Source organism: Janthinobacterium sp. GW456P, assembly GCF_002127655.1.
Classification (GTDB): Bacteria; Pseudomonadota; Gammaproteobacteria; order Burkholderiales; family Burkholderiaceae_D; genus Janthinobacterium.
Genome location: NZ_NEHB01000001.1, coordinates 1 through 15,721 on the forward strand (window position 1 = coordinate 1; position 15,721 = coordinate 15,721).

At 58.1% G+C, this 15,721-nt stretch carries 15 protein-coding genes and 2 pseudogenes; 11 read left to right on the plus strand and 6 right to left on the minus strand.

Translation table 11 applies throughout. The features are described 5' to 3' along the window. The 4 genes and pseudogenes from CBW66_RS00005 to CBW66_RS28310 all read left to right on the plus strand — a co-directional run. Window positions 1–1,224: pseudogene (locus tag CBW66_RS00005) on the plus strand (IS3 family transposase); the annotation flags it as partial. A 216-nt stretch (window positions 1,225–1,440) separates the two neighbouring features. Then, window positions 1,441–2,205, plus strand: a pseudogene (locus tag CBW66_RS00010) (POTRA domain-containing protein); the annotation flags it as partial. Window positions 2,206–2,244: 39 nt separating this feature from the next. Beyond that, entirely contained in the window at window positions 2,245–2,748 is a 504-nt protein-coding gene (locus CBW66_RS28305; RefSeq protein ID WP_139841770.1) for a hypothetical protein, read from the plus strand. 301 nt (window positions 2,749–3,049) lie between these two features. Beyond that, a complete protein-coding gene (locus CBW66_RS28310) occupies window positions 3,050–3,472 on the plus strand; it encodes a hypothetical protein (protein ID WP_139841769.1) in 423 nt (140 codons plus the stop codon). A 402-nt stretch (window positions 3,473–3,874) separates the two neighbouring features. On the opposite strand, the gene CBW66_RS00015 is transcribed toward CBW66_RS28310, so the two are convergent. Then, window positions 3,875–4,810, minus strand: coding sequence for a transposase (locus tag CBW66_RS00015; RefSeq protein WP_230492337.1), 936 nt, complete (start codon window positions 4,808–4,810; stop codon window positions 3,875–3,877). 183 nt (window positions 4,811–4,993) lie between these two features. Here CBW66_RS00015 and CBW66_RS28315 point away from each other — a divergent pair, with 183 nt between their 5' ends. After that, window positions 4,994–5,410: a hypothetical protein gene (locus tag CBW66_RS28315; protein ID WP_139841768.1), complete on the plus strand. Its 417-nt coding sequence runs from the start codon at window positions 4,994–4,996 to the stop codon at window positions 5,408–5,410. An 838-nt stretch (window positions 5,411–6,248) separates the two neighbouring features. Here CBW66_RS28315 and CBW66_RS00020 read toward each other — a convergent pair. Then, window positions 6,249–6,782: an ankyrin repeat domain-containing protein gene (locus tag CBW66_RS00020; RefSeq protein WP_086140439.1), complete on the minus strand. Its 534-nt coding sequence runs from the start codon at window positions 6,780–6,782 to the stop codon at window positions 6,249–6,251. Window positions 6,783–6,954: 172 nt separating this feature from the next. Next, on the minus strand, window positions 6,955–7,557 hold the full coding sequence (locus tag CBW66_RS00025; RefSeq protein WP_086140438.1) for a DUF4291 domain-containing protein: 603 nt from the start codon (window positions 7,555–7,557) through the stop codon (window positions 6,955–6,957). Between the two features lie 377 nt (window positions 7,558–7,934). On the opposite strand from CBW66_RS00025, the gene CBW66_RS00030 reads away from it, so the two are divergent. Further along, entirely contained in the window at window positions 7,935–8,294 is a 360-nt protein-coding gene (locus CBW66_RS00030; RefSeq protein WP_230492338.1) for a cupin domain-containing protein, read from the plus strand. Between the two features lie 23 nt (window positions 8,295–8,317). Here CBW66_RS00030 and CBW66_RS00035 read toward each other — a convergent pair whose 3' ends face one another. Further along, window positions 8,318–9,517 (minus strand): YbfB/YjiJ family MFS transporter, encoded by a 1,200-nt coding sequence (locus tag CBW66_RS00035; protein ID WP_086140446.1) that lies wholly within the window; start codon window positions 9,515–9,517, stop codon window positions 8,318–8,320. Window positions 9,518–9,830: 313 nt separating this feature from the next. On the opposite strand from CBW66_RS00035, the gene CBW66_RS00040 reads away from it, so the two are divergent. From CBW66_RS00040 to CBW66_RS00060, 5 genes are all read left to right on the plus strand, one after another. Beyond that, a complete protein-coding gene (locus CBW66_RS00040) occupies window positions 9,831–10,505 on the plus strand; it encodes a CsgG/HfaB family protein (protein WP_070288048.1) in 675 nt (224 codons plus the stop codon). Window positions 10,506–10,522: 17 nt separating this feature from the next. Next, complete coding sequence (locus CBW66_RS00045; RefSeq protein ID WP_205701207.1) at window positions 10,523–10,882, plus strand: DUF4810 domain-containing protein; 360 nt, start codon at window positions 10,523–10,525, stop codon at window positions 10,880–10,882. Between the two features lie 47 nt (window positions 10,883–10,929). Next, on the plus strand, window positions 10,930–11,541 hold the full coding sequence (locus CBW66_RS00050) for a DUF799 domain-containing protein (protein WP_230492346.1): 612 nt from the start codon (window positions 10,930–10,932) through the stop codon (window positions 11,539–11,541). Window positions 11,542–11,840: 299 nt separating this feature from the next. Continuing rightward, complete coding sequence (locus tag CBW66_RS28870; protein WP_086140435.1) at window positions 11,841–12,506, plus strand: response regulator transcription factor; 666 nt, start codon at window positions 11,841–11,843, stop codon at window positions 12,504–12,506. Then, on the plus strand, window positions 12,500–13,810 hold the full coding sequence (locus tag CBW66_RS00060; RefSeq protein ID WP_086140434.1) for an ATP-binding protein: 1,311 nt from the start codon (window positions 12,500–12,502) through the stop codon (window positions 13,808–13,810). The genes CBW66_RS28870 and CBW66_RS00060 overlap by 7 nt, the downstream gene beginning before the upstream one ends. 57 nt (window positions 13,811–13,867) lie before the next feature. On the opposite strand, the gene CBW66_RS00065 is transcribed toward CBW66_RS00060, so the two are convergent. Together CBW66_RS00065 and CBW66_RS00070 are read right to left on the minus strand one after the other, a co-directional pair. Next, the gene (locus tag CBW66_RS00065; RefSeq protein WP_086140433.1) at window positions 13,868–14,506 is read right to left on the minus strand and encodes an NAD(P)H-dependent oxidoreductase; all 639 of its coding nucleotides are present in this window, start codon (window positions 14,504–14,506) and stop codon (window positions 13,868–13,870) included. Between the two features lie 108 nt (window positions 14,507–14,614). Next, window positions 14,615–15,613, minus strand: coding sequence for an aldo/keto reductase (locus CBW66_RS00070; RefSeq protein ID WP_086140432.1), 999 nt, complete (start codon window positions 15,611–15,613; stop codon window positions 14,615–14,617). Between the last annotated feature and the right edge of the window lie 108 nt (window positions 15,614–15,721).

A 15,721-nucleotide genomic window follows, 5' to 3' on the forward strand; every position in this document is an offset into this window, starting at 1 on the left:
TTCGACGCAGTCAGCGAGATTACAGCCTGGCTTTTAAATTGAGCGTTGTCGAGCAGGTTGAAAAAGGCGAGATGACGTACAAACAAGCGCAAACGCGCTACGGAATACAGGGCCGGTCGACAGTTTTGGTATGGTGTCGCAAACACGGCCTGCAGGATTGGAYGCATCCCAGGKGCCGAAGCCAACGGAGAGCGACCATGACAGACACACCTGCCAAGCCACTGACACCAGAGCAGCGCATCAAGGAGCTGGAGCGTCAGCTCAAGGAAGAAAAACAGAAATCGGCGCTGTTCGAGGCGGTTCTCGACGTCCTGCGTGACGAATACGGGGTGCCAGTAAAAAAGCCTTTGGGCAGGTCATCGCGCGCAAGCAAGTCGAAGGATTAAGCGTCGAACAGGCCTGCCGCTGTGTCGGCATCAGCCGCCAAGCGTATTACCAGCGCCGTCAGCGCGAGCGACATTGCCTGGACAGGGCGCAAACTGTCGTCAAGCTGGTGCAGCCGATACGCCTGCGCCAGCCACGCATCGGCACGCGCAAGCTGCACAGCATGCTCGGTGCAGCCTTTTCCGGTGCAAAAATCAAATTGGGACGCGATGGACTCTTTRACATCTTGCGCCAGGAGCGGCTGCTGGTGCAACCACAGCGAGCCTATCATAAGACCACGAATAGCCATCATCGCTTCCGACGCCATCCCAACTTGCTCAAGGAGGGGCCGGGACAAGTGCGCGCCACGCGGCCGGAGCAGGTGTGGGTAGCCGATATCACATACCTCCCGACWGCCGGAAAATTCGTCTATCTGAGCTTGGTAACGGATGCGTATTCGCGCAAGATCGTGGGCTATCACGTGCACGCAAGYCTGCAAACCGAAGAGGTCAGCGAGGCCTTGAAGATGGCCCTGCGAGCACGACAGCGCAAGACGCCGCTGATCCATCATTCAGACAGGGGCATCCAGTATTGCTCTACTTACTATCAGGAAATTCATCGTCGTTATGGACTGACTTGCTCCATGACCGACGGCTACGACTGCTATCAGAATGCGCTGGCCGAACGCATCAACGGCATTCTGAAAGGCGAGTTCCTGCTGAATCGACCTGCCGACCTGAAACGAAACAGGCGAGCAAAATGGTGGCGCAATCGGTGCGGATCTATAACCAGGAACGGCCGCATACGGCGCTGAAATACAAAACGCCCGATGCGGTGCATCGGGCGTTTTTACAGCAATAAATACTGTCAACCTATTTTAGGACTGGACATATCCGTATCGGGCTGCCAGCGCCTGATCTGATGACAGAATGCCGCTCTCCTGTTTTACTAGTGGTAATGTGAGAGTTGAGATGCGGTTACTAAACAGTCAAAGTTCTCAAAAAAATAAATATAGTTGCCACGTAGAAATAATTATTTTATAATTTCCTTACGTAAATAATTACTTAAGGCAACAATATGCACCTGCGTTTGACGCCATGGTGCGGTGTGTTTTTGTTTAGCGGCACGCTCTGTGCCGCCGTGTCCGCGCAGACCCGTCCCGAAATCGCGCCGCCCCTTCCCACTACGCCTGGCACCAGCCAGCGCGACGATGCCAGCCAAGAATTGATACGCCAGCAAGAACGCGAGCGCCTCCTGCGCCAGCAGCAGGAGCGCCAGCCCGACGTGCGCCTGCTCGAGGTGCCCGCGGCCGCTTCCGCCAACCGCCTGCCGACGGGCGAATCGCCATGCTTTACCATCGACCATCTGCAATTGCGGGGTGAGGGCGCCGCGCAGTTCCAGTGGGCATTGGATGCGACCAGTCGCGACGAACTGGGCGCGCCTGATTCTCCGCTGGGGCGCTGCCTGGGCACGCAGGCCATCAATGCGCTGATGGGGCGGATGCAAAACGCCATCATCGCGCGCGGCTACGTCACCACGCGCGTGCTGGCCGAGCCGCAGGATTTAAGCAAGGGTACCTTAACCCTGACCTTGATACCGGGGCGCATCCGCCAGATCGGTTTCGCGTCCGGTACGAATCCTCGCGCCACCTGGTGGAACGCCGTGCCGGCGCGGCCGGGCGACTTGCTCAATGTGCGCGATACGGAGCAGGCGCTGGAAAACTTCAAGCGCGTGCCGACGGCCGAAGCCGATATCCAGATCATGCCGGCCGAGGGCGGCAACGCCAAGCCGGGCGAGAGCGACTTGCAGATCCAGTGGAAGCAAGGTTTGCCGTTCCGCCTGGCGCTGGGCGTCAGACTGTAACATTTGATGGGAATTAAAATGAATTATGATATTTTTTTGAATGACGAAGTCGATTTTTGTGATGGTAAGCATAAATTATTTTTACGTCCCGATCCTGCGGTGAAAAAATTTCCAAATAAATTTATCGGAAAGTGTCAGGGGTATATGAAATTGGATTCTGATGTGATTAAGATGATTTGGCTTGCAAAATGTCTTAAAAAAAATGAAGTATCCGCATATGTTACTAAGGCTGAAATAAGAAATGAAGTTAATGCATCATCATTAATGAAGATTGCGGAGAATGGTTTTATTGAAAAGATAAATGATTTTCCCGGTTATGATTTCTCGACAATGGAGCGCACGCCATTAAGTGGAACATTGTCTGTTAGGGCTGCTGGGTTTGTTCGATGGTCAGAAAAAATGGCACGGGAAGGGTTTACTCCACCTGGTTTATTTCTTTATGTTGATAAATATGATTTGCATATTTTAAATTCCGATGAGTTCCTTGAAATGGAAATTTTAGATAACTTAACCGAGGCTTAGAATGTTAAGTCTATCTTTAGGGAGCCTCGAATTACCGGCAATCCTAGAAGCCGTGACGATAAAGCAAAAAGTGCCGATAGTTTTATGAATGGAGCATCAGCAGGATTAAGTGCTTGTACTTACGGAGTATGTCTAGGAATTAATCATGCAGTAGGTGGGGAAACGGCGAACGAAGTAGGTATCGGATTCGGTGGTATATCAAAATTACCGGCCCCATCAATTAATGTCAACGTAGGAGGATCAGGCCCCATAAAAAATAATCGGCAATGCCAGAATCAATCCATTTGGAAATTTTATAAATATGAGTATTGAAATTAAAGAAAAAATACACTTAACATTTTTCTTCATTATATTTGTTGTTTTCGTTTTTTCATTAATTAAAAATAGAACTGAAATAAGTGGTCATGAAAAAATGATATTTATGGAAAGTGACGTCAATGAAATATTAAAAAATGGAGGCAATGTCATTGCTAGAAAACCAAGGTCGCAGAGAGATTCCGCAACGTATTTTTTAACATTCAAAGATGAGGGGTGGAGTGCGGCTTTACTGCAAAATAATATTAATACGCTTCTTTTGCTAGGATGGGAAAAACGTCCAAATAACATTTTTTGCAAAAAAGGAGTAAAATTGGAGATCAAAGAGGGACAGAGCATGCATCAAGGACAGGGGACGAATACTATAGATCTATTTTATAGTGCAAGGACCATAAAGGAATGTCAGTGAATATAAAAACTCGTCGTGACGTTACAGTGAAAAGAGAGAGGTATTCGCCTGTCACTTGAAATTTATGACAATGACATACTGCGATGGATCGTGAATGGTCTGATCGGTTACGCAGCAAACTTCGTTCGTCAAGGAGGGGAAGAACGCGAACGGCCCAGCGGTCCTGTTGGTGTCTAGTGCTGCGTCATGTGCTACTCGATGTACTGCCGGATAGCGATAATAGGCCCACCGCCGCAGTTGCAGGCAATTAGGAAGGTGGTCATAGTGCGCAAAAAAAATGTCTTGCGGATGCTCGGATAGTTCTTCTTCCGAATCATGCGGCTGGAAACGCCCGTCAGGCTGTTGAGCAGATTGGAAACGGGGCCAAGAGGGGCGGGGCAGGTCCGCCTTTCGTGCACGGTCTCAACCTTTGCCGTCTCGATCTACAGCAAGGTGCGCTTTATTAAATGCCGATACGGCTCGACTAACTGTCCTGCTTGAGACGTGAAAAGCGGCGGCGATATGGGGCATGGTAAAAGCGGTTGACAGATAGGCGCGTGCCATGGCCTCGTCTCTGTCGCTATAGCGGGCCTGATATTGCGCGAGTGACAGTGTTGCTGCGCGGCGTTGCTGCCTTGGCGCATACTTAAATGCATTGGAGCGTTGCGATTGCTGATGTGTCGAAACGAAGGCGTCATCGCCGAGTAACAGTTGGTGGCAGGTGTGGGCGAGCGGACTGGTTTCACCCATACCGGCCGCGACAAACCGAGCATAGTTGGCGACCGCCTCGTCGCGTGTGGCGCCAAACTGGCTCAAGAGCCAGTCCCGCGTCAACCAGCATGGAGGCACTACATTGTTCAAAACGTAGTGATGGCTGCTCCAGTACCAGTCATCGGGTGATGCCACCATGTGCGCCCGGACTGGATTCAAGACGATGTGGCGGGCCAATTCCAACAGATAGTTTTCTTTCTGCACCAAAATAGCTTTGTAACGACCTTGCAAGACGTGCCCGACAAGCTTGTGGCGCCGATTGAAATGCTGGGTATATAAGCCGTTCAGTTGACGCATGCCCTGTGACAGATTTGCCTCGACCGTTTCAACGAGCAGATGATAATGGTTGCCCATTTGGCAAAAGCTATGCACGACAAAATGGTGCCGCTCGCATACCAAGGCAAGCACTTTTTGCCAGGCAAGGCGATCAGTATCGTCCCGGTAAATGGCACGACGCCGGTCGCCGCGCGAAGTAACGTGGTAGAGAGCACCGGCGAACTCAAGTCGTAGTGGTCGCGTCATGTGGTAGAGGATATTTGAGCCGTACACATTGGCACTGAAATTGCGCAATGGTTTGGACAATGGCACGGCTGAGGCCGTGTCTGAATACCGGACCTGACCCCATCCCCACCATCCCCAAGTCTTGCCAGATGGGAGGGCATATTTCTACGACCCTCAGATCTGGGGCGGAACTAAGACCTATGATTACCTGCGTACTATTTATAAAAACATGCGAACTTACCATATGGGGCCAGAATGAGGCATTGCGAGATGTGCGGGGCAACAATCCCGCAGGGTGAAAATATATGTGGAAATTGTGGCGGAATTTTTTCAGAAGACGACTCTGGAACCGATCGTATAATTGGCAATCCTGACTGGGGGAGAATTAGCATCGACTTGGAATCAATCCGAGGTGATGTAACTGATCTTTTTGCGAAGATTAAAGATTGTTGGCTAGAATTGGAACTACGATCTGCTCAGCGATTGTTCAGCGGTCAGTTAGTCAATCGTGAGGTGCCGGTATCAGATATTGATCTTTATGGCCCTCGCGAATCGTTTGCGCGGCTTGCAGATGTCTTGAAGGTTGCAGGGGAAGAGCCATCAAGCATTGAATTTCATTCGCTGCCTTATGACGAAATTTATAAGTTGCGGGACATTGAAGGAAAAGCGGATGGAGCGGTTACTTAGAGGGTGTAGACAAAATCAATATTGGGGCGGGGTCATGTCCGGCATTTGTACACGATCTCAGCCTTGGCCGTCTCGATCTGCGGCAAGTTGTGCTTTAGTAAATACCGAGACAGCTCGACTAACTGTTTTGCTCGATACGTGAAAAGCGGCGGCAGTGTGGAACATGGTATAGGCCGTAGAAAGTGGTCGGGCCATATGTTTGTGAGGTTGATTGTTGTCGTTAGCTAAGTAGGAGCAAGGGTCAGGTCCGCCATTCGTACACGATCTCAGCCTTGACCGTTGCGATCTGCAGCAAGTTGCCCTTTATTAAATGCTGATACGGCTCGACTGACTGTCTAGCTCGAGACGTGAAAAGCGGAGGTAATGTGGGGCATGGTAAAAGCGGTAGATAAATAAGTGCGTCCCATTGTTTCGTCTTTGTCGCTATAGCGGGCGTGATATTACGCGAGTGACAGGGGACAGCGTGGCTCTGAAGATCGGCGTATCCTTAAATTCATCGGAGCGCTTCGATTGCTGCTGTGCTGAAATGAATGCGTTGTCGCCCAGAAGAATCGGATAACAAGTGCGAGCAAGCGGACTGGTGTCTCCTATCCCAGCCGCGACAAACCGGCAATAGCGGATTTTGCAGGTGAGGGTATTTTTGAGGGTATCAGTAACTGAATGGTTTGGAAAACACTGAAAAATCAAACGATTAGCCACCTCATTGATCATCGAGTGGAATAATCTCCCGTCCGGTACCGTAAGGTAATGCCGGGTCAATGAAACAGCCAAGCCCCTGATTTTTCAGGGGCTTTTTTGTTGGTGGCGCTTGCAAAACGGCCGGTGATGTCGGCGTCGGCTATGCCGTCTGGCCTAGGCTCGTCAGGCGTGCCAGGGTGTCCTGCCCATTCATGCTCCTGGCCAGCTTGACGGCGGTCATGCCGCGGCTGTCCACGGCATCGATGCGGGCGCCGTGTTGCAGCAGCAGGTCGAGGATGGCGAGGCGGTTGAACATGGCGGCCATCATCAACGGTGTCTTGCCGTCCGGGCTGGCGCCGTCCACGCTGGCGCCGTGCTGGAGCAGCAATTCGGCGATGTCCTGGTAGCCCTTGTAGGCCACGCCGGCCAGCGGCGTCTGGCCCTGGTCGTTGGGCACGTTGGCGTCGGCGCCCGCTTCGAGCAGCAGGCGAGACGTTTCCAGGTGGCCATGGTAGCTGGCCAGCATGATCAGGCTGTCGCCTTTTTCGTTGCGGAAGTTGACCGGGACGCCCTGGGCGACCATGGCGCCCAGTTGCAGCGTATCGCCTTCGCGCACCAAGGCAAACAGGCCCCGGATGAATTCCAATGTTTCGGCATCCATCGCTGGCGGGAGTTTTCGGGCATCGGTAGTCATGGTGTTCTTTCCGCGAAGGTGGGCTATGCCTTTAGTCTACTATGCGGTCGGCGCAAACGCATTTTCCGCCAGGCCGGCGCGGCGCCGATGACGGAAAACCGCAGTCAGGTCCGCGATGCATAGACGATCCTCATCCCTGTCGGCGCAATCAGCATCTAGCTACTGCCGGCGCTCAGGACTGATGGAATGCTGACGAGTACGGTCTCTCTTTCGGCAGCAGGTGCCTGGCTTCCTCTGACTTCTCTTGAATAAGCAATCCGTGAATGGCGTGGGCCAGTGGCGTCACGTCCTCTATCCTTGTAATCCATTTCTGTACATAAAGCTCAACGGCTTCTTTGCCGAGGCCAATCTGAATGGCTCTGTGTAGTTGCGGCTGCAACAGCAGATCCCGTTCCGGATCCCATTGGATGCGTACGGGTGATGCTTCTTTTCTCTCTGTCCATTCATCCTTGCTGATGGACGCGTCTGCGTGGCTCAGGCAGCCGTGCTCCAGTGCCCATTCAAATCCTGATCTGCTGATATCGATCGCCAGAATACGTTTCTGCCCGACGTCTTTGAACCCCCATCCAGCGCGATACATCATCCATAAAAAAGATGGCTTAATCCAGGTCATGCGTTCCATCTTAAATGGCGGCGAGGTGAATGTGCCATTCGCCAGGGCCGCCTCCGCGATCACATCGGAATAGGCTTGATAGACGCGTATGGTTGCTTCGTCGTAGGAAGCCCTGATCTGACGATGAGGGATTGCTGTTGTCTTGTGACTATGATCTTGCATTTTTATCTCGTAGACGCCGGAGAATCCTGGCAAGTTGAACAATGATGCCGGCTAGGCCGTTGTCCCGTGTGGATAGCTTGGCACACCGCAGTTGCAGCCCATCCATCTCCGCCTGACGGACCTTGTCACCAGTCACCGGGCGATGGCTATTTATTTTTCGTGCGCTTGAAAGCGGTGGCGAAATTTGAAATTGGGCAGGTTCAATTATATCGGTTCGGCTTCTCGGTGCTCTGCTTGAAAATGTCCACTATTAAACTATATTGGAAAATACATGTTATTTTTATATCGGAGCCGATTGCGTGTGCAGAGTCGTGGGATTCCGATACGGAAATTTAATATTTCCAGAAAGTCAAAAGGAGGGACGGGTCATGAGTGCAATGTTAGAAAAGAAATCCTTGGACAAGCCGGACGAAGTGCGCCCATTCAAGGACGGAGCGGGCCGGATGGGTGTTTTTACGCTAGGCGGGCAGACCATGGGGCGCGGCGAATTCGAGCCTGGCTGGCGCTGGAGCCTGCACGTCAAACCGCTAGCGGGAACCGATTCGTGCCAGGCTGCCCATACCGGCATGGTCCTCGAGGGGCGGATGGTGGTAAGGATGAATGATGGCGCTGAGATGGAATATGGGCCGGGCGACGTCTTCTATATGCCGCCCGGGCATGACGCCTGGGTCGTTGGAGACCAGCGTTGTGTCCTGTTCGATGTCACCGGCGTCGCAAGGTATGCCAAACCGCAATAAGGGCGGCAGTTGAAGACAGCCACTCACGAACCCGCCGCCAGCGCTTTTTGCCGCGATGCCAATGCCGCGCCGATGAACAGGGCGATGGCCGAGGCGATCAAGCCCCGCTCCAGTCCGGCCGGGCCGTCGGCGATCCAGCCGACCACGACGGGGCCGACGATCTGGCCCAGCGCGAACACGGTCGTGTAGGCGCTGATGCCGGCCGTCCACGATTGCTGCGGCAAATTATGCCGCACGAGCGCCGTGGTCGACGCCACCACCGACAGGAACACGGCGCCAAAGACCAGGCCGGAGAGAAATACGACGGGCACAAAGCTGGTCAGCGCGGGCAGGATGGTGGCTGTGCCCAGCACGCCATTTAATATCGACAGCGATTCGCCGCCCCTGTAGCGGTCGAGCATGCGCGCCCAGATGCGCGACGAGGCCACCACCGCCAGCCCCAATACCGTGTAGAACACGGTGATCAAGTTGGCGCTCATGCCTTGCTGCTTGAGCAGGGCGATGACGAAGGTCATGTAGCCGATGTAGCCGACGCCGAACATGAAGTAGCCGGCCAGGCTGGGAGCGAAATCGCGCCAGGCGAAGGGCCGTGGCGTGTCGAGGGCGCGCGGCGCTTCGCCGATCGCCTTCGCAGGCAGGGCCATGAGGGCGGTGGCGGCCAGGCAGGCGATGCCCAAGGCCAGCCATGGCCATTGCCAGGCATGCGCGGCGCCGTGGTCTTGCGCGGCGGCCAATGCGGCCGGCACCAGCAGGGCCGACAGCGCGATGCCGAAGCCCGTGCCGCCGTAATACAGGCCGATGTAGAAGCCGGCGCGCTGGCTGTGCATGGAACCGAGCCGCGCCGCCAGCACGCCGCCGGCGATGAAGATGAAGGCGCTGGCCACGCCCGCGCACACGCGCTGCAGGAACAGGGCGGTCGTATCGCTGACCAGGCCCGACATCAGCATGAAGACGCTGGCCAGCAGGGAACCGGCGATCAGCAAGCGCCACACGCCCAGGCGGCGCATCAGCGCCGGCGTGGCCAGGGCACCGAGAAAATAGCCGAGCGCATTGAAGGTGTTCATGGCCCCGGCCAGCAGGTAGGACCAGCCCAGTTCGCCACGCATGGGCGGCAGCAGCAAGCCATAGGAAAAGCGCGACAGGCCCAGGGCGATGGCGGCGCCCAGCGACAGCGCCAGGGCCGTGGCCAGCGGATGGGACGGGGAAGGATCGTGGGTCGGCATGGCCTTGAGATACATCCAGGTGAAAGCGTGCGGTGGAGTGGGCGCCGGGCGGGGCTGGTCGGCGGACAGGTCTGTGCGGGACAGTGGCATACGGCGCTGGCTACACGCTTTTTTACTGTCAAGTTAATGAATCGGACACGGGAAGTCAAGCATGGCTGCGCCCGGCTGTGGCAAACAACAATGCAATCTTTGCCACCGTTACTTTTGGAGAGAATTGTGAGACATGCAATCCCATATAATTGCAATTAGGAAATTAACTTGCCAAAATTCAATTTTGCGGGTTGCTCCTGATCCTCCATATCTTAAGGGCACTATGAACAAGAATAAACCTGGCGCGTTGTTGATTGCAGCGCTGATTGGTGCGGCGTTGGCTGGCTGCGCTTCCGAATCGTCGCAAGCCCTGGCTGTTCCCACAGTCGCCAGCGCGGCCCGACCTTACGTCGGTCCACGCACGCTGATCGCTGTCGGCAAGTTCGACAACCGCTCCAACTTCATGCGTGGCATCTTTTCCGATGGTGTCGATCGTCTGGGCAGCCAGTCGAAGACAATTCTGATTGCACACCTGCAAACATCCAACCGCTTCAACGTCCTCGACCGCGACAATATGGCCGAGCTCAAGCAGGAAGCTGACTTCAAGAAGCAGGGCCAGAACATCAAGGGCGCGGACTTTGTCGTCACGGGCGACGTGACCGAATTCGGCCGCAAGGAAGTGGGCGACAAGCAATTGTTCGGCATCATGGGCCGTGGCAAGACACAAGTGGCGTATGCCAAGGTCACCTTGAATGTCGTCAATATCGCTACGTCTGAAGTCGTGTACTCGGCCGGCGGCGCCGGCGAATACAGCCTGTCGAACCGCGAAGTGCTGGGTTTTGGCGGCACCGCCAGCTATGACGCCACCCTCAACGGCAAAGTCCTGGACCTGGCCATGCGCGAAGCGGTCGAGCGCCTGGTGGCTGGCGTCGAAGCGGGCGCATTGCGCAAACAATAAGGTATCCCATGACAACAATGATGAACAAGGGCGCAGCCCTGCTGGCCATGCTCGCCTGTGCCGCCCTGACCGGTTGCGCCACGCAATCGAAAACCCTGTACCAATGGGAAGGCTACCAGCCGCAAGTGTACGAATACCTGAAGGGCGAAAGCCCGGAGCAGCAGATCGCCGCCATGGAAAAAGACTTGCAAGTGATCGCTGCCAAGGGCAATCATGCGCCGCCGGGCTTCCATGCCCACCTGGGCATGCTGTACTCGATCGCCGGCAAGCCGGAGCAGGTCGCCGCGCAGTTCGAGGATGAGAAAAAACTGTTCCCGGAATCGACGCCGTACATGGACTTCCTGTTGGGTAAATTGAAAAAAGGCGAGAAATTATGATGTCGCGCATGTTGAAAATGGCTCTGTGCCTGGGTCCCGCCATCTTCATGGTCGGTTGCGCCACCAAGCAGGCCGCGTATGACTATACGGCCTTCAAGGCCGCCAAGCCCCGTTCGATTGTGGTCTTGCCGCCATTGAACAACTCGCCGGAAGTCAATGCCGGCAACAGCGTCTACGCGCAAGTGACCTATCCGCTGGCCGAAGCGGGCTACTACGTGCTGCCGGTGGCTGTGGTCGGTGAAACCTTCAAGCAGAACGGCTTGACGAACGCGGCCGATATCCACGGCGTCGATGCCAAGAAGCTCAACGAGATCTTTGGCGCCGATGCGGGCCTGTACGTGACGATTTCCAAGTACGGCACGACGTATTCCGTGATCGACAGCGTGACGGTGGTGGCGGTCGATGCCAAGCTGGTCGACCTGAAGACGGGTGCCTTGCTGTGGCAGGGCGCGGCCAGCGCTTCCAGCAACGAAGGCAATAACAGCGGTGGCGGCGGCCTGATCGGCGCCCTGGTGACGGCGGCTGTCAAGCAGATCATTAACACCAGCACCGATGCCAGCCATCCTATCGCCGGCACGGCGAATGCGCGCCTGCTGTCGGCCGGCGTGCCGAACGGCTTGCTGTACGGCCCACGTTCGGAACGCTACCTGGCGCAGTAAGCATCCCGCTGCACCCGCACAGGCCCTGCATCCGCCAGGGCCTGTCGCAGGCCTGCCAGGCCAGTGTCGAAAGGCATGCCTGGCAGCGCCTAACCATTCGTCTACGATCGTCAATCATCATTGCCACCGACGTGCGCGATGCCGCCCCGGACATGCAGTAGTCCACGCTGCCGGCCATGGTCATCGCAAGAAACGTTGCCTTGAGCCGCAAGCGGGGCCTGTGAGACTTCGACTGGCGCAAGCCCACTTCCCCCAGCCACGTTAAGATAGCGGTATTTTCAAGATTGCGAGGGGCCCAGGTGCGCGTGTTGCTGGTGGAAGACGATCCGATGATCGGGGAAAGCCTGGTCGAGGGCTTGCGCGGCGAGTGCTATGCCGTGGACTGGGTGCGCGACGGCCACGATGCGGAGCTGGCGCTGGCCGGTTTCGCCTACGATTTGATGCTGTTGGACCTGGGCTTGCCCGGCAAGGAGGGCATGGAGGTGCTGCGCGCCATGCGCGCGCGCGGCGCCGAACTGCCCGTGCTGATCATCACGGCGCGCGACGGCACGCCGGCCCGCGTGGCAGGACTCGACAGCGGCGCCGACGATTACCTGGTCAAGCCCTTCGACCTCGACGAGCTGCTGGCGCGCATCCGCGCACTGCTGCGGCGCCGGGTCAGCCGCACGCGTTCCGTCATCGAGCATGGCGCGCTGATCCTCGACCTGGCCAGCCACGACGTCACGTACGAGGGCGAGCAGATCAAGCTGCCGCCGCGCGAGTTTTCCGTGCTGCGCGCCTTGCTCGACCATCCGGGCAAGGTGGTGTCGAAGCGTCAGCTGAGCGAGAAGCTGTACGGCTGGGATTGCGAAGTGGAAAGCAATACCGTCGACGTGTATGTCTACCAGCTGCGCAAGAAGCTGGGCACGGACGCCATCCAGACCGTGCGCGGCGTGGGCTACAAGATGCGGGTGGCATCTTGCTGACCATCCGCCGTCAATTGCTGCTCGGTTTGCTGGCCGCCACCTTGCTGTGCGTGCTCGGCGCCGGCATTTCACTGTTCCGTTCGCTGCTGGAAGAAACCAATGAGCTGGCCGACTTGCAGCTGCGCCAGCTGGCCGTGGCCTTGCCCGACGAGTTCGAGCCGCAGACGGGCCTGGCCGCCGCGCAGGAGCCGGAAGAAGCGTTCGTGCTGCAGGCGTGGGACGAGGAGGGCGAGCCATTGCCCATCCTGCAGGGCCAGCCGGCATTGCCGCGTTATGCGCTGGCCGGCTTTGCCGATGTCACGGTGCACGGCGAGGACTGGCGCCTGTACGGCGAGACGCGGCGCGGCCGCTACGTGCAGGTGGCGCAGGCGCAGGCCGTGCGCGACCAGCTGGCCTGGCAGATGACCATGCGCGCGGGCGCGCCCCTGCTGGTGTTCGCGCTGATCCTGGCGCTGCTGATCGTCGTCGTCGTGGGGCGCGCGCTGGCGCCGCTGCACCGGCTGGCCGAATCCGTGGCGGGCCGTTCGCCCGATGCCCTGACGCCGCTGGCGGCCGACGACATGCCGCCCGAACTGCGGCCCGTGGCGCTGGCGCTCAATAGTTTGATGGGGCAGTTCGAAGCGGCGCTGACGGCGCAGCGCACCTTTGTCGCCGACGCCGCGCATGAATTGCGCTCGCCGCTGACGGCGCTGAAACTGCAGCTGCAGGTGGCCGAGCGGGCCGTCAGCGAGGCCGAGCGCCGCGTGGCGCTGGCGCGGCTGCATGAACGGCTGGACCGCAGCACGCACCTGGTGCGGCAATTGCTCAGCCTGGCGCGCCACGAAACGGCGCTCACTTCCAGCCAGCTGCGCACGGTGGACCTGGGACAGTTGCTGGAAGCGGCCGTGGCCGACCACAGCGCGCTGGCCGACAGCCGCGCGATCGACCTGGGCGTGGTGGAAACACTGCCGGCCCCGGTGCTGGTGCAGGCCGATCCCGACGGCTTGCAGGTCTTGCTGAATAACCTGATCGACAACGCCTTGCGCTACACGCAGCAGGGCGGCCGGGTCGATTTGCAAGCGGCGCTGGAAGAGGGCAGGCCGCTACTGCGCGTCTCCGACAACGGCCCCGGCGTGCCCAGCCAGCACCATGCACGGCTGTTCGACCGCTTCTTCCGTCCCGACGGCAACGCTGCCTGGGGCTGCGGCCTGGGCCTGTCCATCGTGCGCCACATCGCCGAACACCACCAGGCCGATATCGCGCTGGCCGACGGCGAGGCGGGGCGGGGCTTGCAGGTGACGGTGCGTTTTCCGCAGGCGGCCTGAACGAAAAAAAAGCGGATGCCGGCGAGGGCATCCGCTTTTTCATCAAGGGCGGGGCGCTTACGCCAGCTCGGTGATGAACTGTTCGCGCGCGGGGCGCACTTTTTTCAGGTCCACCAGCCAGTCGCCTTCGTCGGCGCGGTAGCCGAGCGGCAGCATGACGACGGAGCGCAAGCCTTTTTCGCGCAAGCCCAGGATCTCGTCGACCTTGGCCGGATCAAAACCTTCCATCGGCGTCGAATCGACTTTTTCCTGCGCCGCGGCGATCAGGGCCGTGCCCACGCCGATATACGCCTGGCGCGCCGCGTGCTGGTAGTTGGTCTCGGCATCGCGCTGCGGATACGTGGCCAGGATCTGCTGGCGGTACGCTTCCCAGCCTTCGTTCTTGAAGCCGCGCACGGTGTTGACCAGGTCAAAGCGCGCGTTGATGCGTTCTGCCGTGTAATTGTCCCAGGCGGCAAACACCAGCAGGTGCGAGGCGTCCGTCACTTGCGACTGGTTCCACGCATGCGGCTTGATCTGCTCGCGCAGGGCCGGATTCGTCACGACGAAGACTTCGTAAGGATGCAGTCCGCTGGAGCTGGCCGTCAGGCGCACGGCTTCCAGGATGCGCTCGACCTTGTCTTGCGGCACCGTTTTCGACGGGTCCATTTTCTTGGTGGCGTAGCGCCACTGCAGTGTTTCGAGCAAATCGGACATATGAATCCCTTTCAGAGTGAATAGTTCAGATTGGAAATGATAGCGGATTCAGCCATTTCAAGTGCGGCCCCTCAAAGACAGTTGTATAGATGAGCTGTCTCTTGCCCTTTACAACCCCACCATGGCCAGCTCCACTGCGGGGTAGCGCGCGCCGTGCACGCTGGCGGGCGCGATGGCGGCGCCGATGGCGGCCAGCTCGGTGCCGCTCAGAGTGAGTTGCGCTGCAGCCACGTTCTCTTCCAGGTGGGCCAGGCTGCGGGCGCCGGGAATCGGCACGATGTCCGTGCCTTGCGCCAGCAGCCAGGCCAGGGCCAGCTGCGCCGCCGTGGCGCCGCGCGCCGCCGCCAGGCGCTGCAGTTCGGCAACCATGTGCGCGTTGGCCGCCATCGCCGGCGGCTGGAAGCGGGGCAGGCTGTGGCGGTAATCGTCTGGCGCCAGCGCGGCGCTGGACGCGAGCCCGCCCGTCAGGAAGCCCCGGCCCAGGGGGCTGTAGGGCACGAAGCCGATGCCGAGCGCGCGGCAGGCGGGCAGCACCTCCGCTTCCACCTCGCGGCTCCACAGCGAGTATTCGGACTGCACGGCCGCAATCGGATGCACGGCGTGGGCGCGGCGCAGGGTGGCACCCGACACTTCCGACAGCCCCAGGTGGCGCACCTTGCCCGCCCGCACCAGGCCGGCCATGGCGCCCACCACGTCTTCGATGGGCACGGCGGGGTCCACGCGGTGCTGGTACAGCAGGTCGATGCACTCGATGCCGAGCCGGGACAGCGAGCCTTCCACGGCTCGCACGATGTGTTCCGGGCGGCTGTCGACGCCGGCCATGCGTTCCACGCCCTGGCCGTGTGGCAAGATCTTGAAGCCGAACTTGGTGGCGATGCTGACTTTGCCGCGTAATTCTTTCAGGGTGCGCCCCACCAGTTCCTCGTTGGCGTAGGGGCCGTAGACTTCGGCCGTGTCGATCAGGCTCACGCCCAGCTCCACGGCGCGGTGCAGCACGCGCAGCGAGGCGGCTTCGTCGGCGCCGCCGTAGGCAAAGCTCATGCCCATGCAACCGAGGCCGATGGGGGCGACGCGCAAGCCGGAGTTGCCCAGTGTTCTGTGTTCCATTGTCATTTCCTTTCAAAAAAAGATGCAAGGAGTATGGGGGAAGGAACAGCATGCGATAAGATGGCTAATCCTGCATGCATTGCTGAATTTTGTTCATGAATTTTTTCC